At 69.3% G+C, this 26,120-nt stretch carries 15 protein-coding genes; 6 read left to right on the top strand and 9 right to left on the bottom strand.

Features of this window, described 5'->3' with window-relative positions; all coding sequences use genetic code 11:
• Positions 1-61: 61 nt before the first annotated feature.
• Both H7I41_RS29770 and H7I41_RS29765 read right to left on the bottom strand, forming a co-directional pair.
• Positions 62-3,940, bottom strand: coding sequence for a multifunctional oxoglutarate decarboxylase/oxoglutarate dehydrogenase thiamine pyrophosphate-binding subunit/dihydrolipoyllysine-residue succinyltransferase subunit (locus H7I41_RS29770; protein ID WP_264016256.1), 3,879 nt, complete (start codon positions 3,938-3,940; stop codon positions 62-64).
• Between the two features lie 213 nt (positions 3,941-4,153).
• Positions 4,154-4,903, bottom strand: a complete 750-nt coding sequence (locus tag H7I41_RS29765) for a hypothetical protein (RefSeq protein WP_264016255.1) — start codon at positions 4,901-4,903, stop codon at positions 4,154-4,156.
• A gap of 148 nt (positions 4,904-5,051) precedes the next feature.
• Between H7I41_RS29765 and H7I41_RS29760 the strand changes: the two genes are divergently transcribed.
• Together H7I41_RS29760 and H7I41_RS29755 are read left to right on the top strand one after the other, a co-directional pair.
• On the top strand, positions 5,052-6,338 hold the full coding sequence (locus H7I41_RS29760) for a multidrug effflux MFS transporter (RefSeq protein ID WP_264016254.1): 1,287 nt from the start codon (positions 5,052-5,054) through the stop codon (positions 6,336-6,338).
• A gap of 203 nt (positions 6,339-6,541) precedes the next feature.
• Positions 6,542-8,614 carry an MFS transporter gene (locus tag H7I41_RS29755; protein ID WP_264016274.1) on the top strand — a complete coding sequence of 691 codons (2,073 nt, stop codon included), beginning with the start codon at positions 6,542-6,544 and terminating at the stop codon, positions 8,612-8,614.
• A gap of 13 nt (positions 8,615-8,627) precedes the next feature.
• Here H7I41_RS29755 and H7I41_RS29750 read toward each other — a convergent pair whose 3' ends face one another.
• The 5 genes from H7I41_RS29750 to H7I41_RS29730 form a co-directional block, all read right to left on the bottom strand.
• A complete protein-coding gene (locus tag H7I41_RS29750; protein WP_372503829.1) occupies positions 8,628-9,980 on the bottom strand; it encodes an FAD-binding oxidoreductase in 1,353 nt (450 codons plus the stop codon).
• Positions 9,977-13,414: a TM0106 family RecB-like putative nuclease gene (locus H7I41_RS29745; RefSeq protein WP_264016253.1), complete on the bottom strand. Its 3,438-nt coding sequence runs from the start codon at positions 13,412-13,414 to the stop codon at positions 9,977-9,979. Before H7I41_RS29745 ends, H7I41_RS29750 begins: the two co-directional genes overlap by 4 nt.
• 119 nt (positions 13,415-13,533) lie before the next feature.
• A complete protein-coding gene (locus H7I41_RS29740) occupies positions 13,534-14,442 on the bottom strand; it encodes a mechanosensitive ion channel family protein (protein WP_264016252.1) in 909 nt (302 codons plus the stop codon).
• An 89-nt stretch (positions 14,443-14,531) separates the two neighbouring features.
• Positions 14,532-15,089, bottom strand: a complete 558-nt coding sequence (locus tag H7I41_RS29735; RefSeq protein ID WP_264016251.1) for an LppP/LprE family lipoprotein — start codon at positions 15,087-15,089, stop codon at positions 14,532-14,534.
• Positions 15,090-15,130: 41 nt separating this feature from the next.
• A complete protein-coding gene (locus tag H7I41_RS29730; protein WP_264016250.1) occupies positions 15,131-17,797 on the bottom strand; it encodes an ATP-binding protein in 2,667 nt (888 codons plus the stop codon).
• A gap of 98 nt (positions 17,798-17,895) precedes the next feature.
• On the opposite strand from H7I41_RS29730, the gene H7I41_RS29725 reads away from it, so the two are divergent.
• From H7I41_RS29725 to H7I41_RS29710, 4 genes are all read left to right on the top strand, one after another.
• Entirely contained in the window at positions 17,896-19,572 is a 1,677-nt protein-coding gene (locus H7I41_RS29725; protein WP_264016249.1) for a DEAD/DEAH box helicase, read from the top strand.
• Positions 19,569-20,735, top strand: a complete 1,167-nt coding sequence (locus H7I41_RS29720) for an acyltransferase family protein (protein WP_264016248.1) — start codon at positions 19,569-19,571, stop codon at positions 20,733-20,735. The genes H7I41_RS29725 and H7I41_RS29720 overlap by 4 nt, the downstream gene beginning before the upstream one ends.
• A 43-nt stretch (positions 20,736-20,778) precedes the next feature.
• Complete coding sequence (locus H7I41_RS29715; RefSeq protein WP_264016247.1) at positions 20,779-21,495, top strand: siderophore-interacting protein; 717 nt, start codon at positions 20,779-20,781, stop codon at positions 21,493-21,495.
• A 136-nt stretch (positions 21,496-21,631) separates the two neighbouring features.
• Positions 21,632-23,995: an arylsulfatase gene (locus H7I41_RS29710; protein ID WP_264016246.1), complete on the top strand. Its 2,364-nt coding sequence runs from the start codon at positions 21,632-21,634 to the stop codon at positions 23,993-23,995.
• Here H7I41_RS29710 and H7I41_RS29705 read toward each other — a convergent pair whose 3' ends face one another.
• Together H7I41_RS29705 and H7I41_RS29700 are read right to left on the bottom strand one after the other, a co-directional pair.
• The gene (locus H7I41_RS29705) at positions 23,996-24,577 is read right to left on the bottom strand and encodes a TetR/AcrR family transcriptional regulator (protein ID WP_264016245.1); all 582 of its coding nucleotides are present in this window, start codon (positions 24,575-24,577) and stop codon (positions 23,996-23,998) included.
• Positions 24,577-25,818, bottom strand: coding sequence for a cytochrome P450 (locus H7I41_RS29700; protein WP_264016244.1), 1,242 nt, complete (start codon positions 25,816-25,818; stop codon positions 24,577-24,579). Before H7I41_RS29700 ends, H7I41_RS29705 begins: the two co-directional genes overlap by 1 nt.
• Positions 25,819-26,120: the final 302 nt, after the last annotated feature.

The raw sequence follows: 26,120 nt of genomic DNA, 5'->3' as shown, positions 1-26,120 counted from the left end.
GAGATGTCAGGGTCGTGATCCGCGGAGGATCACGACCCTGACTGCTATCTGGTGAACGGGGTTACGGGGCGAAGGCCTCGTCGAGGATTTCCTGCTGCTCGACGGCGTGCACCTTCGATGACCCCGATGACGGCGCCGACATCGCCCGCCGCGACACCCGCTTGATGCCGGTGAAGTGGTCCGGCAGCAGCTCGGGCAGGATCAGGCCGAACGACGGCCACGCGCCCTGGTTGGCCGGCTCCTCCTGCACCCAGAACTTCTCCTCGACGTTCGGGTACATGTCGAGCGTCTCGGCCAGTCGCCGCCGCGGCAGCGGCGCCAGCTGCTCGACGCGCACGATCGCGATGTCGTCGCGCTTCTCCTTGGCCTTGCGGGCCGCCAGCTCGTAGTAGATCTTGCCGCTGGTCAGCAGTACGCGCTTGACCTTCGACCGGTCGCCGTCGCCGTCGGTGTAGGTCGGCTCCTCCATCACCGAGCGGAACTTGCCCTCGGTGAACTCGCGCAGATCGCTGACCGCGGCCTTGTTGCGCAGCATCGACTTCGGCGTGAAGACGATCAGCGGCCGCTGGATGCCGTCCATGCCGTGCCTGCGCAGCAGGTGGAAGTAGCTCGCCGGGGTCGACGGCACGGCGATGGTCATCGAACCCTCGGCCCACAGCTGCAGGAACCGCTCGATGCGGCCCGACGTGTGGTCGGGACCCTGCCCCTCGTGGCCGTGCGGCAGCAGCAGCACCACGTCGGAGAGCTGACCCCACTTGGCCTCGCCGGAGCTGATGAACTCGTCGATGATGGACTGCGCGCCGTTGACGAAGTCGCCGAACTGCGCCTCCCACAGCACCATCGCGTCGGGGTTGCCGACCGAGTAGCCGTACTCGAAGCCGACCGCCGCGAACTCCGACAGCGCCGAGTCGTACACCAGGAACTTGCCGCCGGTGGGCGTGCCGTCCGGGTTGGTCGCAAGCATCTGCAGCGGGGTGTACTCCTGCCCGGTCTTGCGGTCGATGATCACCGAGTGGCGCTGGGTGAACGTGCCGCGTCGGGTGTCCTGACCGGACAGCCGCACCAGCTTGCCCTCGGCGATCATCGAGCCGAGCGCGAGCAGTTCGGCGAAGGCCCAGTCGACCTTGCCCTCGTAGGCCATCTCGCGGCGCTTCTCCAGCACCGGCTTGACCCGTGGGTGCACGGTGAAGCCGTCGGGCACGTTGAGGAACGCATCGCCGATGCGGGCCAGCTCCGCCTTGTCGACCGCGGTCGACAGCTTCGCCGGCAGCACCTGGTCGGCCTCGACGGACTCACTGGGCGCGATGTCGTGCTTCTCGAGTTCGCGGACCTCGTTGAACACCCGCTCGAGCTGGCCCTGGTAGTCGCGCAGGGCGTCCTCGGCCTCCTTCATCGAGATGTCGCCACGACCGATCAGCGCTTCGGTGTAGGTCTTGCGGACCCCGCGCTTGGTGTCGATCACGTCGTACATGCCGGGCTGCGTCATCGACGGGTCGTCGCCCTCGTTGTGCCCGCGGCGGCGGTAGCACAGCATGTCGATGACGACGTCCTTCTTGAACTTCTGCCGGAAGTCGACGGCGAGCTTGGCCACCCACGCGGCGGCCTCGGGATCGTCACCGTTGACGTGGAAGATCGGCGCGCCGATCATCTTCGCCACGTCGGTGCAGTACTCCGACGACTTCGAGTCGTGCGGCGAGGTGGTGAATCCGATCTGGTTGTTGACGATGATGTGGATCGTGCCGCCGGTGCGGTAGCCGCGCAGCAACGCCAGGTTCAGCGTCTCGGCGACCACGCCCTGGCCGGCGAACGCCGCGTCGCCGTGCAGCATCATCGGCACGACGGTGAACGCGTCGTCGCCGTCACCCTTGTCGAGCAGGTCCTGCTTGGCGCGCACCAGACCCTCGAGCACCGGGTCGACGGCCTCCAGGTGCGACGGGTTGGCCGTCAGCGACACCGCGATGTCGTTGTCGCCGAACATCTGCAGGTAGATCCCGGTCGAGCCGAGGTGGTACTTGACGTCGCCGGAGCCGTGCGCCTGCGACGGGTTCAGGTTGCCCTCGAACTCGCTGAAGATCTGCGAGTAGGGCTTGCCGACGATGTTGGCCAGCACGTTGAGCCGGCCGCGGTGCGGCATGCCGATGACGACCTCGTCGAGGCCGTGCTCGGCGCACTGGTCGATGGCGGCGTCCATCATCGGGATGACGGTCTCGGCGCCTTCCAGTGAGAACCGCTTCTGACCGACGTACTTGGTCTGCAGGAACGTCTCGAAGGCCTCGGCCGCGTTGAGCTTGCTCAGGATGTACTTCTGCTCGGCGACGGTCGGCTTCTCGTGCTTGACCTCGACGCGCTCCTGGATCCACGTCTGCTGCTCGGGCTCGAGGATGTGGGTGTACTCGACGCCGACGTGGCGGCAGTAGGAGTCGCGCAGCAGGCCGAGCACGTCGCGCAGCTTCTTGCGCTCGGCGCCGGCGAAGCCGCCGACCTTGAACTCACGGTCGAGGTCCCACAGCGTCAGGCCGTGGCTGTTGACGTCGAGGTCCGGATGGCTGCGGAACCGGTTCTTGTCCAGCCGCAGCGGGTCGATGTCGGCCATCAGGTGACCGCGGTTGCGGTACGCCGCGATCAGCTCGATCACGCGGGCGTTCTTGTCCTCGATCGAGTCGGGGTTGTCGATGCGCCAGCGCACCGGCTCGTACGGGATGCCGAGTTCGCGGAAGATCTCGTCGAAGAACTCGTCGGACAGCAGCAGCTGGTGCACCGTGCGAAGGAAGTCGCCGGACTCCGCGCCCTGGATGATGCGATGGTCGTAGGTCGACGTCAGGGTGATCAGCTTGCCGACGCCGAGGTCGTTGATGCGCTCCTCGCTGGCGCCCTGGAACTCCGCCGGGTACTCCATCGCGCCGACGCCGATGATGGCGCCCTGGTTGCGCATCAGCCGCGGCACCGAGTGCACGGTGCCGATGGTGCCCGGGTTGGTCAGCGAGATCGTGACGCCGGTGAAGTCCTCGGCGGTCAGCTTGCCGTCGCGGGCGCGCCGCACGATGTCCTCGTAGGCGGCGATGAACTGGCCGAAGGCCAGCGACTCGGACTTCTTGATCGCCGCGACGACCAGCTGGCGGTTACCGTCCTTGCCGGGCAGGTCGATCGCCAGGCCCAGATTCGTGTGCGCGGGGGTGACCGCGTTGGGCTTGCCGTCGACCTCGGCGAAGTGCCGGTTCATGTTCGGGAACTTGTTGACGGCCTGCACGATCGCGTACCCGATCAGGTGGGTGAACGAGATCTTGCCGCCGCGGGTGCGCTTGAGGTGGTTGTTGATGACGACGCGGTTGTCGATCATCAGCTTCGCGGGGATGGCCCGCACGCTGGTCGCGGTGGGCACCTCGAGCGAGGCGGACATGTTCTTGGCGACGGCCGCGGCGGCGCCGCGCAGCACCTGGTTCTCGTCGTCGCCGCCGGAGGCGGCGGCCTTCGGCTTGGCGTCCGGGGCCTTCTCGGTCTTCTCGGTCTTGTCGTTCTTGTCGGTCTTCTCGGCGGGCTTGTCGCTCTTGTCGTTCTTCGCGGCAGGCTTCTGCGGCGACTTCTCGGCGGGTTTCTCGGCAGGCTTGTCGGCGGACTTCTCGGCGGACTTCGCCGGCGCGGGCTTGTCGTTCTTCGTCGGCGCCGACGCGGACTTCGCGGTGCCGTTGGCGGCCGACTTGTCGGTGGACTTGGCCTGCGGCGGCGGCGCGGGCGCGGGTTCGGGCGGCGACTTGGGCGCAGACCCGCGGGCCGGTTGGCCGTTACCGCCCTTGGCCGCCGACGCCCCGGTCGGCTCCGGGTTGTAGTCGACCAGGAATTCGTGCCAACTGGGGTCGACCGACGAGGGGTCCTCGCGGAACTTGCGGTACATCTCCTCGACCAACCACTCGTTCTGTCCGAATGGTGAAGGTGAACTGCTCACGGCAGCTACTCGCCTCGATTCCGTCGCCTCGGGCAAGCATTGGCAAGGTGCTCGCCGCTTTCGTGTCCTGGTTCTAGCGTCCTCGTGTTCGCGGCCTACGTCGCGAGTACCCGCTCGTCCGCCGCCTAAAGGCTAGCGCTCCGGCATCGGCCGGACCACGTCGATGCACTTATGGTCTTAGTGGTCTTGCGGGGTGCATCGATCAGCGCCGTCTCAGGGCTGCGCGGACGGCAGTACGTGCAGCGTCGAGGGCCACCTCGGCGGCGGTGGACCGAACGCGTTTCGAGCGTTGTCGACGATCTTGCGGCCCATCAGGCGGTTGCCGACGCCGCCGACGACCGCGCCGATGCCGACCGGCAGCACCTTGCCGAACGCCAGGGCTCCCCGCTTGATCGTGTAGCGCTTGACGAAGTACTTGAGCAGCCGCGAGTTGAGTTGCGTCACCGCGGGCAGCGGCAGCGTCGCCGCGCCGTCGCTGATCCATCCACCGCTGGTGCGGCCCCGCCCGATCAGGTCGGCGAGGGCGTGCTTGCTGTCCTCACCGACCAGCACCGACAGCACCAGCGCGCGGCGGCGCTCGCGGTGCTCGGCGGGGATGCCGTGCACCTCGGCGACGGCGAGCACGAACACCGACGTCGCCTCGAGGAACAGCACGGTCTCACCGGCCACCGCCGACATCGCGGCGAGCGTGCCGATGCCGGGGAACGCCGCGGCGGATCCGACGGCCGCGCCGCTGGCCATCACCGCGCCCACGTAGTGCTTCTCCAGCGACGTGATGATCTCGGCCGGGCCGGCGTTCGGACGCGCATGGCGCAACCGGTCGACATAGGCGCGCACCGCAGGCGCCTGCACGCGGGTGCTGCCCTCGATGATCTGGGACAGCACGCGTGCGGCGGTGCCGGGACTCTCGGCCGCGCCGTCCGTGGTCGCCGGCAGCTTGTTCTTGCGGGACCAAGCGCTCATTCCGGGCCTCCCCGTAGGCGAACTAGTGCGTGAGCCGTGGCTGTCCAGGCTATCGGGTCGACAACGAACGGCGACCGGCACGGGTGCCCGGCGGTGATCGCGGTCACGGCCGGGAAGAAAATATTGATATGCGGTGCTAACCAATTGCATGGCATCATCCCCACGCGTGAGCCCGCCTGTGCCAGCAACCCGCACCCCGCAGCGCGACTCCACGCCGCCGCGACGGGTGAAGATGATCCTCGTCCTCGGCGCCCTGGTCGCGCTCGGCCCGCTCACCATCGACATGTACCTGCCCGCACTGCCCGGCATCGGCGACGAACTGGGCGTGTCGTCGTCGGTCGCCCAGCTGACCCTGACCGGCACGCTCGCCGGACTGGCGCTGGGCCAGCTGATCGTCGGACCGCTGTCGGACTCGCTGGGCCGCCGTCGGCCGCTGATGGCCGGCATCGCCCTGCACATGGTGGCGTCGGTGCTGTGCGTGCTGGCGCCCAACATCGCGATCCTCGGCGTCGCCCGCGGGCTGCAGGGCATGGGTGCCGCCGCCGCCGCAGTCACCGCGATCGCCGTCGTGGGCGACCTGTTCTCCGGATCCGCGGCCGCCACCGTGATGTCGCGGCTGATGCTGGTCCTCGGCGTGGCGCCGGTGCTGGCGCCATCCCTGGGGGCCGCGGTGCTCCTTCACGCATCCTGGCACTGGGTGTTCCTCGCGCTGGTCCTGCTGGCCGGACTGCTGCTGCTGCTCGCCGCGCTGGCGCTGCCCGAGACGCTGCCGGTCGCCCACCGGCGGCCGCTGCGGGTGCGCGGCATCGCCGCCACCTACGCGGGCCTGCTGCGCGACGCGCGGTTCGTCATCCTGGTCCTCGTCGCGGCGCTGGGAATGTCCGGTCTGTTCGCCTACATCGCGGCCGCCCCGTACGTGCTGCAGGGCCGCTACGGCGTGGATCAGCAGACCTTCGCGCTGCTGTTCGCCGCGGGCGCGGTGGCGCTGATCGGCTCGACGCAGTTCAACGTGGTGCTGCTGCGCCGGTTCACCCCGCAGACCATCGTCGTGTGGGCGCTGTCCTCGGCGTCGCTGGCCGGTGCGGTGTTCGTCGGGATCTCCGTCGCCGAGGTAGGCGGCCTGTACGGCTTCCTGGTGCCCGTGTGGGTGATCCTGGCCGCCATGGGACTGGTGATCCCGAACGCGCCCGCCGTGGCGCTGTCGCGGCACTCCGAGGCCGCGGGCACCGCGGCCGCGTTGCTGGGCGCCGCACAGTTCGGGCTCGGCGCCGCCGTCGCACCGCTGGTCGGCGTGCTCGGCAACGGTGAGTTCGCGCTGGCGGTGGTAATGACGGCGGGCATGGTGATCGCACTGTTGGCGCTGCTCGCGGTGGGTGCGCCGGCGTCCGACGAGGAAGCCGACACCGAGCGTGAGGCGGTCGCCGAAGCCGTGTGACCGGCGGCGCTGCGCCGACCCTGACTTGTCGTGCCTGCAGCGGGTACGTAGCGTCGGTGGATCGTTGGTTAGCGAGTCGACGCCATATGTTCTCTTCACCTGCTGCCCGGAGGCCGGGACGTGACGGTGCGGCACAGCCGCGACCGGGCGATGCCGTGACCGCAGGCGAGCCGGCGGTCAACCCGTGGCATGCCCTGTGGGCGATGATGATCGGCTTCTTCATGATCCTCGTCGACGCCACCATCGTCGCCGTCGCGAATCCGTCGATCATGGAGAACCTCGGCGCGGACTACGACGCCGTGATCTGGGTGACGAGCGCCTACCTGCTGGCCTACGCCGTGCCTCTGCTGCTCGCGGGCCGGCTCGGCGACCGGTTCGGCCCCCGCAACGTCTACCTGGCCGGGCTCGCGGTGTTCACCGTCGCCTCGCTGTGGTGCGGCCTGGCGGGCAGCATCGAGATGCTGATCGCCGCGCGGGTGGTCCAGGGTGTCGGCGCGGCGCTGCTCACCCCGCAGACGCTCTCGACGATCACCCGCATCTTCCCGCCTGAACGGCGCGGCGTGGCGATGAGCGTGTGGGGCGCCACCGCGGGTGTCGCGACGCTGGTCGGCCCGTTGGCCGGCGGGGTGCTGGTGGACACGCTGGGCTGGCAGTGGATCTTCATCGTCAACGTGCCGGTCGGCGTCGCCGGTCTGCTGCTGGCCGCCCGGTTCGTGCCTGCGCTGCCCACCAGGAAGAACGGTTTCGACATCCCCGGTGTGCTGCTGTCGGGGCTGGGCATGTTCCTGATCGTCTTTGCCCTGCAGGAGGGCCAGTCGCACAACTGGGCGGCGTGGATCTGGGGCTGCGTCGCGCTCGGCGTCGGCGCGATGGCCGGGTTCGTCTACTGGCAGTCGGTGACCCCGCATGAGCCGCTGATCCCGCTGCAGATCTTCCGGGACCGCGATTTCAGCCTGTCCAACCTCGGGATCGCGACGATCGGCTTCGTCGTCACCGGGATGATCCTGCCGCTGATGTTCTATGCGCAGGCGGTATGCGGGCTATCGCCCACCCGGGCGGCGCTGCTCACCGCTCCGATGGCGATCGCGACCGGGGTGCTGGCCCCGCTCGTCGGGCGCATCGTCGACCGGTCGCATCCGCGCCCGGTCGTCGGTTTCGGCTTCTCCGCGCTGGCTATCGCGCTGACCTGGTTGTCGATCGACATGACCCCGTCGACGCCGATCTGGCGGCTGGTGCTGCCGATCACGCTGATGGGCATCGGCATGGCCTTCATCTGGTCGCCGCTGGCCGCCACGGCCACCCGCAACCTGCCGCCGACGCTCGCCGGGGCGGGGTCGGGGGTGTACAACGCGACGCGTCAGGTCGGCTCGGTGCTGGGCAGCGCCGGGATGGCGGCGTTCATGACCTCGCGAATCGGCGCCGAGATGCCCGCGGCCGGGCCGGCCCCAGGCGGCGGGGGCGCCGTCACGGCGCTGCCGGCGTTCCTGCACGAGCCGTTCGCCGCGGCGATGTCCCAGTCGATCCTGCTGCCGGCGTTCGTGGCGCTGTTCGGTGTGATGGCCGCACTGTTCCTGTTGGGCTTCGGCGGCCGGTCGGAGCGGGTGTCCGTCGCGGCCGGCGAGGTCGATCCCGAGGCGCGCACCGACGTGATTCATGCGGCCGCGCACGCCGACGACATGTACGACGCGTACGACTTCGACGACGACCACTACCTCGAGTACACGGTGGAATGGGACGACCCGCCGCCCGCGCCCGCCCGGCCGGTTGAGGGCGACGACGACCCCGTCACCGAACCCCTGGCGTCGCGCGTCGAGCATCCGCTGCCCGCCCCCGCCGAGGTCTGGCACAGCGACCCGGTCGAGTCGTGGCACAGCCTGCTCGACGACGACGACGATGCGTCGGCCGACACCGATTCCGGTCCGGAGCCAGAACCCATCCCGGTGCGGGCCGAATCCGAGCCCGATCCCTGGCGCAACATCCTGGAGGCGTTGATGGCCGACGCCCCGCCGGAGCCTTCGGCCGAATCGAACGGTCTCGCGCACAACGGTTTCCATGTCGACGAGGAGCAGCGCCTGCAACTGCTGCCGCAGGTCGATCCGCCGCCCGTCGAGCCGCCGGCACCGTCGCACGACCCGTTCCTGGCCAACGGCCACCAGCCCCGCCCCCGTCACCGCCACGTCGAGTCGCCGCACCCGAACGGTTCGGCAGGCAACGGGCGGCACTACCGCGACGAGCACGAGGACGCGCCGCGCGGCCGTCACTCCCGGCCGTCGTGAGGCGCCGGAAGCCTCAGCCGAACAGCACGGCCGCGTTCAGGTAGCCGGTCGGATCGAGCGCCGCCTTGACCGCCCGCATCGTCGAGACGTCGTCCTCGGTGCGCGACATCGTCAGGTAGTCGCGCTTGCGCGAGCCCACTCCGTGTTCGGAGCTCACGTTGCCGCCGTGCTCGGCGATCAGCGTCATCATCGCCGCGTACAGGTGCTGCTCGGCGGCGGTGTCGACGCGCAGCACGTTGAGGTGCAGATTGCCCTCGCCGATGTGGCCGAACAGCACCGGAATCGCTTCGGGGGCATGTATTTTCACCAGGTCGGCCGAGGCGGCGGCGAACCCGGCGACTGATTCGAGCGGCAGTGACACGTCGAATTTCAGCGGCGGGCCGTACACGCCGAGGACCTCCAGCACCGCCTCGCGCACCCGCCACAGCCGCTGCTGCGCGGCCACGTCGACACCGACGGCGGGTTCGCCGCTGACGTCGATGTCGTCGAACGCCGCCGCGAGCCGCTCGCCGGGATCGTCGGCGCCTGCGAGTTCCACCAGCAGCAGCCACGGCGCGTCCACCGGCGCCGCGACACCCATCTTCTCGGCGGTCACCGCACAGGCGCGCCCGTCGATCATCTCGAGCGCCGCGATGCCGTCGAGGTCACGGAACAGCCGGCCGGCGGCGACCAGCGCCGCGAGGTCGGCGAACCCGCAGACCGCGGTGATCCGTTGTGCCGGAGTCGGATACAGCCGCAGTTCCAGTTCGGTCAGCACACCCAGCGTGCCCTCCGCTCCGACGAACAGCGACGCCAGGTCGTAGCCGGTGTTGTCGCTGCGGACCCGGCTGAACCGGCGCAGCAGCGTCCCGTCGGGCAGCGCGACCTCCAGCCCGAGCACCTGCTCACCCATGTTGCCGTAGCGCACGGTGCGCAGCCCACCGGCATTCGTCGAGGCCATCCCGCCCACCGTCGCCGAATCGCGCGCCGCCAGGTCGACCCCGAACACCAGGCCGGCGGCCACGGCGGCCTGCTGCACGGATCCCAGTGTCACACCCGCGCCGACCCGCACCCGGCGGTCGGCGATGTCGACTCCACTTGTCGCCGTGAGCCGTTCGGTGGACAGCAGCACGTCGTCGTGCTCGGGGACGGTGCCCGCGACCAGCGATGTCCGGCCGCCCTGCACGGTGACGTGTGCGCCCGCGTCGCGGCACTCCCGCAGGACCTGCGCGACCTGCGCCGCGTCGCCCGGGCGGACCAGAGCGGCGGCCCGGCCGCGGTATCTGCCGGTGTAGTCCACGCTGCGCCCGGCCAGCAGGTCGGCGTCGGTGCTGACGTACGCCACGCCGACGACGCCGGACAGCCTGCCGGGCAGCGAGCTGGTCACGACGACGCCACCGTCAGGAACGCGCCGAGCTCGACGAGCCGGTCCGGGGTGGCGGGCAGGTACTCGGTGAGCGTCTCCGCCCGCACGACGAATGCCGCGTACTTGGCCCGGCTGATCGCCACGTTGAGCCGATTCCTGTTGAGCAGAAATGAGATTCCGCGAGGAACGTCGTCGATCGACGAGGCCACCATCGACACGAACACCACCGGCGCCTGCTGGCCCTGGAACTTGTCGACGGTGCCTACCCGTACCTCGTCGAAGCCCGCGGTGTCCAGGTGCCGGCGCAGCAGCGTCACCTGCGCGTTGTAGGGCGTGACGATCAGCACGTCGTGCTGGCCCAACGGGCGGGGGCCGTGCTCGTCGGACCACGGCAAGCCGATCAGCCGGGAGATCTCGGTGACGATCGCCGCGGCCTCCTCCGGACTCTCGGTCGCGTTGCCGTCGTGGCGAATAGGCAGCACCCGCACGCCCGGTGCCAGGCCCTCGAGCCGGCGGGCGGCGGTCACGGCCTCGAATGAACGCAGCCGCCCGTCGTAGGACAGCCGCGACACCGCCGCGCACACGTCGGGGTGCATCCGGTACGAACGGTCGAGGAAGTAACCGAGTTCGGTGGGCAGCGTGTGCGCGTCGCCGACCAGCCAGCCCAGTGCGGAGCAGTCGACGGGCTCGGGGTGGGTGCCCGCGCTGACCTGCGGCAGCTGCTGCGGATCGCCGAGCAGCAGCAGGTTCCCGGCGGCGGGCGCCACGGCGATGGTGTTGGCCAGGCAGAACTGGCCGGCCTCCTCGATGACCAGCAGGTCGAGGCAGCCACGGGGGACTCGGGAGTCGTTGGCGAAATCCCATGCGGTGCCGCCGATCACGCATCCGGTGCGGGCGGCGGCGTGCTCGGCGAGGAAGGCCGGGAACTTCGCTTCGTCGAGCACCGTCCAGCCAGGGTCGGCGCCGCCCTTCTTCTTGGCGACATGGGCGGCGTCCACCCCCGCGGCCAGCACGTCGCGGAACAGGTTCTCCACCACTGCATGCGACTGCGCCACCACACCGACGCGCCAGCGGTGCTCGGTGACCAGCCGCGTGATGATCGCCGCGGCGGTGAACGTCTTGCCGGTCCCGGGCGGACCGTGCACGGCCAGGTACGACGAGTCCAGGTCGAGCAGCGCGGCGGTGATCGCCTCGGTGGTGCCTGCGTCGGTGCCGGGCAATGGATCCCCGGAGCGGGTGCGTGGCGGCCTGCGCCGCAGGATGTCGACGACGGCGTTGACCGGCAGCCGCGGCAGCCCGGCGGCCAGTGCGGTCGCCGTCGTCTCGATCGACTCCTGCAGCGCCGTGGTGCGGATCGGCGGGCCGGGCGTCAACGCGAACGGCAGTGCGTCGAACGTGCCGCCGCCCTTGGGTTCCCGCTCGATGACCAGCACCTCGGTGGGCGCCTCGGGATCGTCACACGCCACGACCCGGACCGGGGCGAACGCCCGTCGGTCGGGATCGTCGGACAACCCGGCGGGAGCGGGCGGCTCGTAGAGCGCATACATGTCGCGGCCGAGCCCGCCGGCGGCGATCGACCCGGTCAGCGTAACCCAGCGCTGTGGCTTGCGCGCCCGCGGCGGGGTGTGCCAGTCGGTGTGCACCTCGGCGTGCTCGGCGAGGAAAACGTCGGTGGTGTCGGCCCACTCGTCGACCGGGTTGTTGAGCCGGTCGAAATGGGCCCACCAGTACGGCTTGTCCTCGCGGCGGTGGTAGCCGCGGGCGGCGGCCACCATCGCGACCGCGGACTGCTCGGGGGTGCGCTGGGCGGGGTCGTCACCGACGAATCGGGCCAGCCGGCGAGCCAGGTGGTCGTCGGGGTCGACCGTCCCGCCGTCGGTGACCGGCTGGGGGCCGCGCGGCGGCACCGCGCAGTCGATGGCCCGGCAGATCAACCAGTCGCGCAGCTTACGGGTGGACGTGCAGTCGTAGCGGTTGTATTCCTCGATCTCCTTGAGCACCACCGCGGCGTCGTCGTCGCGGCCTTCGGCGCGCAACTCGCAGTAGCGGGCGTACTGCGTGATGGAGTCGGTCGCTGTGGTGACGTCGCCGCTGCGCAGCTGGGCGCCCATGTAGAGCGGCTCGAGCGACTTGAGGCTGTAGTTCTCGGTGCCCACCCGAATGCTCTTGCGCACCAGCGGGTAGAGGTCGACGAGCACGCCGCTGCGCAGCAGGTCGTCCACCTCGTCCTCGCCGACTCCGTAGCGGCCGGCCAGCCGCAGCAGCGCCGTCTTCTCGTAGGCGGCGTAGTGGTAGACGTGCATACGCGGGTGGCGCTTGCGGCGCTTGCGCACCATCGCGAGGAAGTCCAGCAGCGCCGCGCGCTCCTGTGCGCGGTCATGCGCCCACAGCGGGGTGAAGGTGTCGGCGGTGTCGAGGACGCCGAACAGGTATTCGATACCCCATTCGCGGCCGTCCGCCGTCCAGAGCGGATCCCCCTCGAAGTCGAAGAACACGTCGCCGCGGTCGGGTTCCGGCAGCGCCATCAGCGGCTGCGGATCGGCGATTTCGTAGGGCGGCTTGCCATCCACCCGCGCGGTGGTCTGCAACCGCGCCTGTGCGCTCAGCGCCGCGACCGCCCGGGCGGGGAGTTCGGGCACCGGGCCGCGGTGGCCGGCCAGCTCGGCGACGGTGGTGATGCCCGCGTCGATGAGGCGGGCGCGCTGGCTGACCCGCATGCCGGCGACCAGCAGCAGGTCGTCGTGCGCCCGCACCTGGGCGGTGCACTCGGGGCAGCGGAAGCAGGCGCGGACGTCGGTGTCCTCCCACGACACGGGGACGGCGCGGGCCAGGTGGTGGTCGAGCAGCTGTTGCAGCGCGGCGCGCCGCGGCCGGTACACCGGAAGCAGCTCGTCGAGCGCGTACTGCGCCACGGCGCCGTCGCCGAGCACCAGTTCGACCTCGGGTGCCACGTCGACGCCCGCGGCGGTCAGCGTCTCGGCGTAGGCGGCCAGCTGCAGCAGTGCCTCGACCTTGACCGAGCGGGCCAGCTTCGTGTCCCGCAGCCGGTAGCGCCCGTCGTCGTCGAGCAGCAGGAAGTCGGCGAACCCGGCGAAGCGGCCGTCGAACATCGCGGCCTGGTAGATGACCGGCGCACGCCGCTCGACCGCGCTACGGGTGGCGTCGGCTGCGGCCGTCAGCCCCGCGATGGTGTACTTCGGGCGGCCGATGACGGTGACCGTCGCGTCGGCCGTCGCACGAATCGCGTCGAGATGGCGTTGCTCGTGTTCGTCGCCGAGTTGTGCTGTGCGCGCGAGCAATTCGTCCTCGACAGCGACCGCGGGCCCGCGGCCCAGCCGGGCGTCGAACGAGCGCAGCAGCGCGTACTCGCAGCGGGCGGCCGCGGCGAGGTCGGAGGCGCTGTAGACGACCAGGGGGTCGGACGTGGTGCCTGGGCCGTCGTCGATGACGAACACGAGGGCAATGCTAGGGGAGCGGGCCGACAGCAGGCCGCACGGCGAGACTGCGGTGAGATCGCGTCATGCACCGGATCGGCGATCTCACCGCAGTCTCGGCGGCGGGGGATACCGCGGGGTTACCTCTGCGGGCCGCGGTCGCCGTAGCCCTGCTGCGGGTAGTCGCCGTAGCCCTGGGGCGCCTGGTGCTGCGGCGGCGCCGCCTGGTGTTGCGGCGGCGGGGGATAGGACGCGCCGCCGCCCTGACCCTGCGGGTAGGGCTGTCCCGGGACCGTCGGGGTGGGACCGGTGGGCGTGGGGCCCGACGGCGCAGTGCTGTAGACCGGCAGTTGCTGGGTGGACCCGTCCGACTGGCGCCGGTCCAGGTGCTCGCGCATGTTGCGGCCCTCGCGCTCGGCCTTGTCGAGGTAGTCCTCCCAGCGGTGCTGCATCGGCTTGATCAGGCCGCCGCCGACACCGACCACGAGGATGCCGCCGACGGTGGCGAGGATCGCGACGAGGACGGGCAGGGTCACGGTGAGTGCGATGCCGACCTGGTTGAGTGCGGCGATGATGCCGAGCCCGAGAATGAAGATGCTGGCGATGTTGGCGAGCATCCGTCCGTAGGACAGGCCGCCGAGGGCGTTGGACACGATGTCGCGCACGGCCGCGGCGATCGCGGCGGCCACCACCACGATGATGAGCGCGACCAGCAGCTTCGGCAGGAAGGCGATGACGCCGGCCAGCAGGTCGCTGATCGGATTGGAGCCGAACACCCCGAAGGCCAGCTGCAGGACGAACAGCAGCAGTGCGTAGTAGACGATCTTGCTGACGATGGTCGAGGCGTCGTAGTTGCTCTGCTGCAGCGCCTTCTTGATACCGCCGCGCTCGACGGCCCGGTCGAATCCGACCCGCTCGAGCACCTTGTCGATGGCCTTGGCGATGAGCTTGGCCACCAGCCAGCCGACGACAAGGATGACGATGAACGCCAGGAGTTTGGGCGCGAATGTGGCCACCGACCGCCACATGTCTCGGAGTGCGTCCTCCATTGGACCTATCCCTTCACCGGTGTCCCCGAACTATTGACACCGGCGTCATACCCGAGGGATTGTGACGTAAACCACATGCGCGTGGTTGGTCAGCCTGTGTTGCCGATCAACTCGACCCCGTTGCCGTTCCAGCGGAACCGCACCACGCTGTCGAGGCCCTCGATGCCGCCGGAATACCGCAGCGCGACGGTATCCCCGCTCGACGCCGAGTCCTCGATACCGTTGAACCCGTAGGTGTCGGGCACCGCGGTCGGGATGAACTTGCCCTGGTGGAACAGCACCGCGCGGGTGTTCGGGCTCTCGGCATTGGTGTTGGCGCGCACGATCACCGCGGACAACTGGGCGCACTCGTTGTAGTTCCCGGCCACCGGTTCCGGACTCCAGGCCTGGTTGCTGCGGGGGTCGCGGGGGAGTTCGGACACCGCCTTGGCGATCTCGGGCGCGGCGAGGTTGACCGCGCACGGGTCGACGGGGCCCGCCGGCGCTGCGGTCGTCGGGCCGACGGTCGGCCGGATGGTCGGCGGCGGTGCCGCGCTCGGCGTCGCGGTCGCGGCCTCGGGAGTCTTCGACACCGTCGAATCACTCGCTCCGCACCCGACGATCGTGAGCAGCGCCAGGGCTGCGGCCGGTGTCACGAGCCACTTCACAACAGGCACCGTACCGGCCGGATCGTTGCCGGCCCGGGAGGTCATGCGGGCCGCGTCAGCGCACTGCGGACCTGATCGATCTGTTCGTGGGCGAAGTTGACCATCTCGTTCGTCGAGGTGGTCGCCCCGGCGTGCGTCAGCGATGCGTACCGCGTCTCGCCTAGCACCTCCTGCAGATGTTCGAGCGCGCCCTGGATCTCCGGGAACACCGCGGTCGCGAACGGACTGGCCGCGAAGCCGACGAGGCGCGCCGCGGGTTCGTAGCGTCCGATCCGGTCGAAGAGGTAGGCGAGTATCACCAGCCGACGGCTGGCGACGATTCTGTTCGCGGCGTCGCCTTGGTTGCCGATCGCCATCGCGACGTGGTCGAGCGCCGTCATCGTGTCGCCGTGGGTGGCCTCCACGATCGCCATGTTGACCGCCAGATGCGATTCGTTGGTGCGGTTGCCGCTCTCCCGGGCGATCGCCAGCCCGCGGCGCATCGCGTCGAGTGCGCGGACGTGATCGACGCTCCTGAACGCGCGGCCGTAGGCGAACAGGGCGAACGACAGCATGTGCGGATTACCAGAGCTCTCCGCCGTCTCGAGCAGCCCTTCGGTCGCCGCCGTCGCCTCCTCGACCGTTCCGAGGTTCCACAACGCCATCACCAGGCAGGCCCGCACGAGGCCGTGGGAATCGGGATGGCGGGCCAGCCGGTTGCGGCACCACGCGGCGGCGCGGTCGGGTTCCCCGATCGCCAGGAGGGGACCGGCGAGCCAGCCCTCGAGGCCGAACTCCACTCCCGCCCCGTCGCCGATGGCGAGCTGTCCCCACTCGCTGTAGCGGACCGCGTCCTCGAAGCGTCCGGGCCACATCGACAGCGCCGACGCCACGCAGAGTGCGGCGAGCCGGGGATGGCCTGCGGTGCGCGCCGGCTCGACGAGTTCCTCGGCCCACGCGATCGCCTCGAAGTTCTCCACCATGTACCCGAGCGGTGCACAGCAGCAGGCGATCGCAGCGGCCACCTCGATGTCACCGCTGTCCGCGGCGCAGCGGAAGGCGGTGCGCAGGTTCGTCCACTCGGCATCCAGCCAGGCGTAGGCCTCGCGCTGGCGCGGTCCGTCCCACAGTCTCAGCAGATCGCGTTCGCAGCCTGCGAAGTGCCGCGCATGCGCCGATCTCGTCGCCGCGCCGTCGCCATGCTCGGCGAGCCGCTCCTCACCGAACTCGCGGATGGTCTCGAGCATCGAGTACCGCGTGGCGCCCGCTGTCTGTTCGGCACTCAGCAGCGACTTGCGCACCAGGGCGTCGAGGACGTCCAGCACCGCGACCTCGTCGGGGCAGCCGGACCCGGCCACGGCGCATGCGCTCGCCAATGTGAAGCCGCCGACGAAGACCGAACACCTCATCAGCATCGCCTTCTCGCGATCGTCGAGGAGTTCGTAGGACCAGCCGACGGCGTGCCGGAGCGTCTGGTGCCGTTGCAGCCCGCGCCGCGTTCCGGTGAGCAGCCGGAAGCGCTGGTCGAGATGGTCGCGGACGTCCATCGCCGACATCGACGCCATCCGTGACGCCGCGAGTTCGATGGCCAGCGGTATGCCGTCGAGGCGACGGCAGATCTCGAGCACGGCGTCGGCTGTTCGCTGGTCCTGCATCGAGAAGCGCTGTGACGCGGCGTCGGCGCGCTCGACGAACAGGGCCACCGCCGCTGAGGCCGTTCCGGCTGCCACCTCGAGGGACGGCACGGTGCGGACGCGTTCCTCGGCGAGGCCGAGGCCTTCCCGGCTGGTCGCCAGGATCTTCACCGTCGCCGAGTGCGCGACGACGACGTCGATCAGGGCCGCGGACGCCTCGAGAAGGTGCTCGCAGTTGTCGAACACGAGCAGCTGGTTTCGGTCCTCGAGTGCGGCGCCGATGGTGTCGACCAGACTCTCGCCCGGCTGCTGGGTGATGCCCAGCACGGTGGCGACCGCGTCGGGCACCGCGGCCGGGTCGGCGACCGCGGCGAGTTCCATCACCCAGACGCCGTCGGGCATCTCGTTCTCGAGCCGCGCCGCGACGGCGAGCGCCAGCCGGGTTTTGCCGACGCCGCCGACGCCGGTCAGCGTCACCACCTGGTGGTTGCGCACGGTGTCGGTGATCTCGGCGAGGACTGCGTCGCGCCCGACCAGCCTGGCCACCTGCGGGCGCAGATTCCCCGGAGTCGGCCCGACGGCCCGCAGGGGCGGGAACGTCGTCTGCAGGCCGTCGGCGCAGACCTGGAAGATCGTCACCGGGACGGGCACGTCGCGCAGGCGGCGCGGCCCGAGGCGGATGAGGCCGACGTCGCCGACCAGGGCCGCGGTGGATTCGGCGAGCAGGATCTGGCGACCGTGACCGGCGGACATCACTCTCGCGACCCGATTGAGCACGACACCGAAGTAGTCCTGGCCGCGCCGCTCCGCCTCGCCGGTGGCGATGCCCATCCGCACGGGCAACTCGAGGGTCCGCTGCGCCGCCACCGCCGCGTCGATCGCCGCGCGCGGCGAGGCGAAGGCGGCGCAGACACCGTCGCCGGTGTGCTTGAACAGCCAGCCGCCATGCGAGTCGATCACCTGGCGCAGCGACTCGTCGTGCTCGGCCAGGGCGACTCGCATCCCGCCTGCGTCGGCCTCCCACCGACGCGTCGAACCCTCGATGTCGGTGAAGAGGAACGTCACGATCCCCGAGGGCCCCACCGGAGTGGACACCCACGCAGGATGTCACGTCGCGGACCTGTCGGGTCGAAAGTGATCGAACAGGCGCGCTGGGCGACCGGCGTGCTTCGGCGCACTAGACTTGCCTCGCTATGACGCCGCCTGAACCGGAAGAATCCGGAGCCGAACCTTCCTTCGCTGACCTGCACATTCACCCTGAGGTGCTGCGGGCAGTCGCTGACGTCGGCTATGAGTCGCCGTCGCCCATCCAGGCCGCCACCATCCCGGCCATGCTGGCGGGGTCCGACGTCGTCGGCCTGGCGCAGACGGGCACCGGCAAGACGGCGGCGTTCGCCATCCCGATCCTGTCCAAGATCGACACCTCGAGCCGCATCACGCAGGCGCTGGTGCTGGCGCCGACGCGGGAGCTCGCCCTACAGGTCGCCGAGGCGTTCAGCCGCTACGGCGCGCACCTGAAGGTCAACGTCCTGCCGATCTACGGCGGCTCGCCGTACGGCCCCCAGATGGCCGGGCTCAAGCGCGGCGCCCAGGTGGTCGTCGGAACGCCGGGCCGGGTGATCGACCACCTGGAGAAGCGCAGCCTCGACCTCTCGCATCTCGACTACCTGGTGCTCGACGAGGCCGACGAGATGCTGCAGATGGGTTTCGCCGAGGACGTCGAACGCATCCTGGAAGGCACGCCCGAGTACAAGCAGGTGGCGCTGTTCTCGGCCACCATGCCGCCTGCCATCCGCAAGATCACCAACAAGTACCTGCACGACCCGGTTCAGGTGAAGGTCGAATCCAAGACCGCGACCGCCGACAACATCACCCAGCGCTACATCCAGGTCTCGGGACACCGGAAGATGGACGCGCTCACCCGGTTGCTCGAGGTCGAACCGTTCGAGGCGATGATCGTGTTCGTCCGGACCAAGCAGGCCACCGAGGAGGTCGCCGAGAAACTGCGCGCCCGCGGGTTCTCCGCGATGGCCATCAACGGCGACATCGCGCAGGCCCAGCGTGAGCGCACCATCGCCTCGCTCAAGGACGGCAAGCTCGACATCCTCATCGCCACCGACGTCGCCGCCCGCGGCCTCGACGTCGAGCGCATCTCGCACGTGCTGAACTACGACATCCCGCACGACCCCGAGTCCTATGTGCACCGCATCGGCCGCACGGGCCGGGCGGGCCGCTCGGGGACCGCGCTGCTGTTCGTCACCCCGCGCGAGCGCCATCTGCTCAGCTCGATCGAACGCGTGACCCGGCAGAAGCTTGTCGAGTCCCCGCTGCCGTCGGTCGACGACGTCAATGCCCAGCGCGTCGAGAAGTTCCGGGATTCGATCAGCGAATCGCTCACGGCTCCCGAGATCGGCCTGTTTCGCCGGCTCATCGAGGACTACGAGCGGGACAACAACGTCCCGATGGCCGACATCGCGGCGGCGCTCGCGGTGCAGGCCCGCGACGGCGCGGAATTCCTGATGGTCGAGCCGCCGCCGGAGAAGAAGCGCGAACGTGACGAGCGTCCCCGCAAGGAACGCGGCGAGGGCAGGCCACGTGAGCGGCGCAGCGATCTCGCGCTGTACCGCATAGCGGTGGGCAAGCGGCACAAGGTGATGCCCGGCGCGATCGTCGGTGCCATCGCCAACGAGGGCGGGCTCAACCGCAGCGACTTCGGCCACATCACCATCAAGCCGGACCATTCGTTGGTCGAGCTGCCTGCGAACCTGTCCCAGCAGACGTTGAAGGCCCTGGAGAAGACCCGGATCCAGGGTCAACTCATCCACCTCGAACCCGACAGCGGGCCCAAGGCGCACCGCAAGGGCAAGTGACCGCACCGCGAGGCGTCCAGGACACCGGGCAGCTCAACGACGCCCAAGGCGGGCTCGAGTCCGTCAGCGCCGCCGAGCGGGTCGCCTCGCTCACCGGGGTGCGGGCCGTCGCCGCCCTGCTGGTCGTGCTGACGCACGCCGCCTACACCACCGGCAAGTACACCCACGGGTACGAGGGGCTCGTCTACGCCCGCATGGAGATCGGTGTCCCGGTCTTCTTCGTGCTGTCGGGGTTCCTGCTGTTCCGGCCGTGGGTCAAGGCCGCCGCCACCGGCGGTCCGCCGCCGTCGGTGCGCCGCTACGCCTGGCACCGCGTCCGTCGGATTATGCCGGCCTACGCCGTGACGGTCGTCGCGGCATACCTCGTCTATCACTGGCGCATGGCCGGGCCGAATCCCGGGCACACCTGGGAGGGGCTGTTCCGCAACCTCACCCTGACGCAGATCTACACCGACCAGTACATGTATTCCTTTCTGCATCAGGGCCTCACCCAGATGTGGAGCCTGGCGGTGGAAGCCGCGTTCTACGTGGTGTTGCCGCTGTTGGCCTGGCTGCTGTTGGCGGTGCTGTGCCGCCGCCGGTGGCGGCCGTGGCTGCTGCTCGGTGGCCTGACGCTGTTGGCCGCGGTGACGCCGGCGTGGTTGATCTTCGTCCACACCGTCGACGGGTTACCGGACGGGGCGCGTCTGTGGTTGCCGACGTATCTGGTCTGGTTCGTCGGGGGCATGCTGCTCGCGGTCCTCTCCGTGATGGGTGTCCGCTGTTACGCCTTCGCGGTGCTGCCCGTCGCGGTGGTGAGTTACTTCATCGCCTCGACACCGCTTGCGGGAGAACCGACGACGTCGCCCTACGCCTTGGCGCCGGCGATGTGGAAGGCGGCCTTCTACGCCGTGATCGCGACGCTCATCGTGGCGCCGGTGGCACTCGGCGACCGCGGGTTGTACTCGCGATTCCTCGCCAGCAGGCCGATGGTGTTCCTCGGCGAGATCTCCTATGAGATCTTCTTGATCCACCTCGTCACCATGGAACTGGTGATGGTCGAGATCCTGCACTTCCCGATCTACACCGGGTCGATGGCGGCGCTGTCCGTCGGCACGCTGGTGGTGACCATCCCGCTCGCGTGGCTGCTGCACCGGTTCACCCGCGTACGTCCTGTGCGTTGACGGACGAGCCAACCGACCCTCAACTAAGGGTACCCTTACCTGCATGGGTGATCAAAAGGCGACGCGCGGCTGGCAGGGCACAGTGCTGAAGCTGTTCCGCGCGGGTGACTACGAGTTCACGGTCACCGGCAAGCGACAGATCGGCCCGCACTACCTGCGTGTCAGCTTCACCGCCGGCGGCATGCTGGCCGGGCGGCCGACACATCCGACGCAGTGGGTGCGGATGTGGTTCGCCGACGGCGACAAGCTGCATCAGCGCGGCTACACGCTGGTCGACCCCGACCCGGAATCCGACACCTTGGACGTCGAATTCGCGTTGCACGAGGGCATCGCCTCGCAGTGGGCCACTGACGCCGAGCCGGGCGACACCATCGAGGTGACGGTGCTGGGCAGCAGTTTCGCCCTGCCCGAACCGCGCCCCGCCGGCTACGTCATCGTCGGCGACACCGCGTCGCTGCCGGCGATCAACTCGCTGCTCGACGCGATCGGCGATGCGCCGGCGCGGGTGTTCCTCGAGGCCGGCCACGCCGACGACAAAGACCTGCCGGTGGCCCGCGACGTCGACATCACCTGGGTGGACCGCGAGAACGCCGGCACCGGGCTGGTCGACGCCGTGACCTCCTCGGCGTTCGACGCGGCCGATCATTTCGGCTGGGTCGCCAGCGACAACCGGACCACCCGCGCGGTGGCCAAGGTGTTGCGTGAGGAGTACGGGATTCCGCGCAAGTCGATCAAGGCCCAGGCCTACTGGGTGGCCTGACGGCGGCCGAATAGTTTCTTCCGGCGGGTCAATTACGGGGCGGCGGCGTGGCCGCCGGACATACGCTTGGCCCCTCGGGCTACAACAGCGTGGTCCGGGACCACCGCGCGGTGGTGCCTACGTCGATCGGAACCCCATGGCCCCTGAGCTTCGGCGTGACATCCTGCCGATTCCCGATGTCTCCCATATCGGTCTCACCACCTATGACGCGAAGGATCCGGACACCAGCTATCCGCCGATCGCCGATGTGCGGCCGCCCGACGGGGCGCCCAACGTGCTCGTGATCCTGATCGACGACGTCGGTTTCGGCGCCAGCAGCGCGTTCGGTGGGCCGTGTGAGACGCCCAACTTCGAGAAACTGGCCTCGGGTGGGCTGAAGTACAACCGATTCCACACCACCGCCCTGTGCTCACCGACCCGGCAGGCGCTGCTGACCGGGCGCAACCACCACTCGGTCGGCATGGGTAACATCACCGAGACGGCTACGGCGGCACCGGGATACACCTCGGTACTGCCGAACACCAAGGCGCCGCTGGCGCTGACTCTGAAGCTCAACGGGTACTCCACCGCCCAGTTCGGCAAGTGTCACGAGGTTCCCGTCTGGCAGACCAGCCCCGCCGGGCCGTTCACCGCATGGCCGACGGGCGGTGGCGGGTTCGAATACTTCTACGGCTTCATCGGCGGGGAGAACAACCAGTGGGATCCGGCTCTGTACCAGGGCACCACGCCGATCGAGCCGCCGAAGACCGCGGCCGAGGGCTACCACCTGACCGAGGATCTGACCGATAAGGCCATCAACTGGGCACGCCAGCAGAAGGCGCTGCTTCCGGACAAGCCGTTCTTCATGTACTTCGCACCGGGCGCCACCCACGCCCCGCATCACGTGCCCGCCGAGTGGATCGACAAGTATCGCGGCAAATTCGCCCACGGCTGGGATCGCCAGCGGGAGATCACCTTCGAGCGGCAGAAGGAACTCGGTGTCATTCCGCCGGATGCGGTGCTCACGGCGCGCGATCCGGAGATCCCGGCGTGGGACGACATGGATCCGGCGCTCAAGCCCGTGCTCGAGCGCGAGATGGAGGTGTACGCCGCCTTCTTGGAGCACACCGATCACCAGGTAGGCCGCCTACTCGACTCGCTGGGGGCGGTCCTCGAGGACACCCTCGTCTACCTGATCATCGGCGACAACGGAGCCTCCGCGGAGGGCACGCTGCAGGGCGCGTTCAACGAGATGGCCAATTTCAACGGCATGGCCGGCATCGAGACGCCCGAGTTCCTGATGTCGAAGATCGACGAGTTCGGCGGCGAGGGGTCCTACGGTCATTACGCCGTCGGCTGGGCGTGGGCGATGGACACGCCCTACCAGTGGACCAAGCAGGTGGCGTCGCACTGGGGTGGCACCCGCAACGGGACGATAGTGCACTGGCCGAGAGGAATCAAAGACAAAGGCGGGCAACGCAACCAGTTCAGTCACGTCATCGATCTGGCACCCACTGTGTTGGAGGCTGCAGGCATACCCGCGCCCACGATGGTCAACGGTGTCCTGCAGAGCCCGTACGAGGGCACCAGCATGGTGTACAGCTTCAACGAGGCCGATGCGCCCGAACGGCATCAGACCCAGTACTTCGAGATGTTCTGCAACCGCGGTATCTATCACAAGGGCTGGAGCGCGGTGACCAAACACCGCACACCCTGGGCGATGGGTGGGGCCGTCATGCCCGCGTTCGACGACGACGTCTGGGAGCTCTACGACGGCAACGTCGACTGGACCCAGGCGAACGACCTTTCGGTGGAGAACCCGGAGAAACTGCATGAGTTGCAACGGCTCTGGCTGATCGAGGCGGTCAAGTACAACGTGCTACCGCTCGACGATCGGCAGATCGAGCGGATCAATCCCACCTCGGCGGGCCGACCGTCGCTGATCAAGGGCAACAGTCAGATGCTCTTTCCGGGCATGGGCCGATTGTCGGAGAACAGCGTCGTCGACATCAAGAACAAGTCGTTCGCTGTCACCTCCGAAGTGACCATCCCCGACGGCGGCGCCAACGGTGTGATCATCGCCCAGGGCGGACGATTCGGCGGCTGGAGCCTGTACGCCGTGGACGGTCGGGCCAAGTTCCACTACAACGTTCTGGGCATCACGTCGTTCGACGTCGAAGCGACCGAACCTGTTCCGTCCGGCACCGTCCAGGTCCGGATGGAGTTCGCCTACGACGGCGGCGGGATGGGCAAGGGCGGCGACGTCACGCTGTATTACGACGGCAGAGAGGTGGGCAGCGGACGCGTCGACCAGACGCAGGGCTTCATCTTCTCCGCCGACGAGACCACCGACGTCGGCTACGAGTCCGGCACCACGGTCAGCCCGGACTACACCGCGCACACCAGCCGGTTCAGCGGCGGGATCGATTGGGTGCGCATCGATCTCGGGGAGGACTCGAAGGACGCCGACCACTACATCGACCCCGAGGAGCGCTTCCGGGTGGCGATGGCACGGCAGTAGTCAGCGCCTCGCTTCGTTCGCCGGCACCACCGTCGGCACCACGAACTGGGTCAGCATCGCCCGTTCGTCGGCCTCGTCGCGGCCGGGGAACATCAGCAGCGACGTCAGCACCCGCACCAGCCAGCGCGCCCGCCGCTCGACGTCGTCATCGTCGTCGACGCCCAGCGCCTTGACGAACGACTCGACGAGTGCCTTGACGACCTCCGACTGCTCGGCCATCTGACCGCCGATCGGCCGCTCCGTCGAGGCGAACCACGATGACATCGCCGGGCTGTCGCGGACGCTGGTGACCGCGGTCAGCACTCCTTCGACCAACCGCTCCGCCGGGTCGGTCAGTCCGCCCACCCGACGCGCCAACTCCTGGTAGAGCCGCTGGGCCTCGCGGTGCACATACGATGCGTGCAGCGCGTCGCGGTTCTCGAAGTACCGGTACAGCGTGGCCCTCGAACATCCTGCGGCCTTGGCGATGTCGTGCATACCGACGGTGGCGGCGTCGCGTTCGGCGAACAGCTGCTCCGCGGCGTCGAGGATGCGGTCGGCGGCGACCTCGGTGCGCCGGTCGGCCAGCCAGTCGCCCGGCATCAGGCGGTGACGGTGAACGGCACGGACAGCGGGCGCCGCACGTAGCTGCCGCCGGCCCACACGACGCCCGACTCGTCCACCTCGAATTCGGGGATGCGGGTGAGCAACTCCTCGAGTGTCACCCGAGACTGCATGCGCGCCGCCGCGGCGCCCAGGCAGTGATGTGCGCCGTGGCTGAAGGTCAGGATGTTGCGCGGCCGGCGGGTGACGTCGAGTTCGCCTGCGTCGTCGCCGTACTGGCGTTCGTCGCGGTTGCCCGAGCCGTAGAGGAACATCGCGCGGCGGCCCTCGGGGATGGTGGTGTCACCGATGGTGACGTCCCGGGTCACGGTGCGGCCGAGCATCTGGACGGGGGAGGTGAGTCGCAGGAACTCGTCGACGGACTCAGGGATCAGTTCGGGGTTCTCAACGAGCAGCCTGCGCTGGTCGGGCCGCTGGTGCAGGAGTTGGGTTGCGCCGCCGAGCATTCCGGTGGTGGTGTCGTTGCCGCCGGTGACCATCGTGAACGTGAAGGCCAGGATCGACAGCACACCCGCGATGTCACCGTCGGCGCCGACGCCGGCCGCGACGAGGTGGGACACCGTGTCGTCCTCGGGTTCGACGCGCCTGCGTTCGATCAGGGCGGTGAAGTAAGCCATCATCGCGCCGAGGGAGTCGCCGAGCGTCTCCAGCGCGCCGCCGAGCCCGCCCTCGGCGGTGTTGGCGGCGACGATCGCGTCGGTCCATCCGTCGAACTGGTGGCGGTCGGCCTCCGGCACTCCGAGGTAGTGGGCGACGACCATCGACGGCAGCGGTTTGAAAAGCTCGGCGACGATGTCCCCGCCGCCGTTGGAGCGCAACCCCTCGATGCGCTCCACGACGAACTGGCGGACCTTCGGCTCGACGGCCTCCACCTGCCGCGGGGTGAAACCTCGTGACACGAGTCTGCGGAACTCGGTGTGCACGGGCGGGTCCTGCATGACCATCGGCGGATTGTCCTGCAGGCCGATCAATTCGAGCTCGCCGTAGTTCACGGTCAAGCCCTGGGCCGACGAGAAGGTCTCGTGATCGCGGGCCGCGGTGAAGATGTCGGCGTGCCGGGAGAGCACGTAGTAGTCGTGCTCGGGCTGGCCGCGGGGGATCACGTGGTGCACCGGGTCGTGATCCCGCAGCGCGCGGTACATCGGCCACGGGTCCGGCCAGGTCTCGGCGTCGGCGAGCTCGAAGTGCGCCGCTGACTCGTGAGACAAAGTCGCTGTCATGTCTTATGCCTACGACAAGTGACGGGCGATGTCAAGAGTCGCGCGAGTGCTGGCTGGGTTCCGCCGTGACGCGGCTGACGAACCCCGAGAGTCGACCCCCGAGCGGATTCGTCGCGTCGATGGTCGGCGGTCACGAGCGCTTTGGAGTAACGGACTGCGTCAGTTCTTGGTCAGGACCCAATTCGTGAAGTTGCCTGGACAATTGTCCACAGCACTCGGGCGTCCCGGATCAAACGTTCTTGTGCAAGTGACGAGCGTCCCGTTCGGGTCTTTCAGTTGGAACGTTCCCGTCCATGTACTGC

Origin of the sequence: [Mycobacterium] manitobense (assembly GCF_025821665.1) — a bacterium.
Lineage (GTDB): Bacteria > Actinomycetota > Actinomycetes > Mycobacteriales > Mycobacteriaceae > Mycobacterium > Mycobacterium arseniciresistens.
This window is presented reverse-complemented; position numbering and strand designations above follow the sequence as displayed.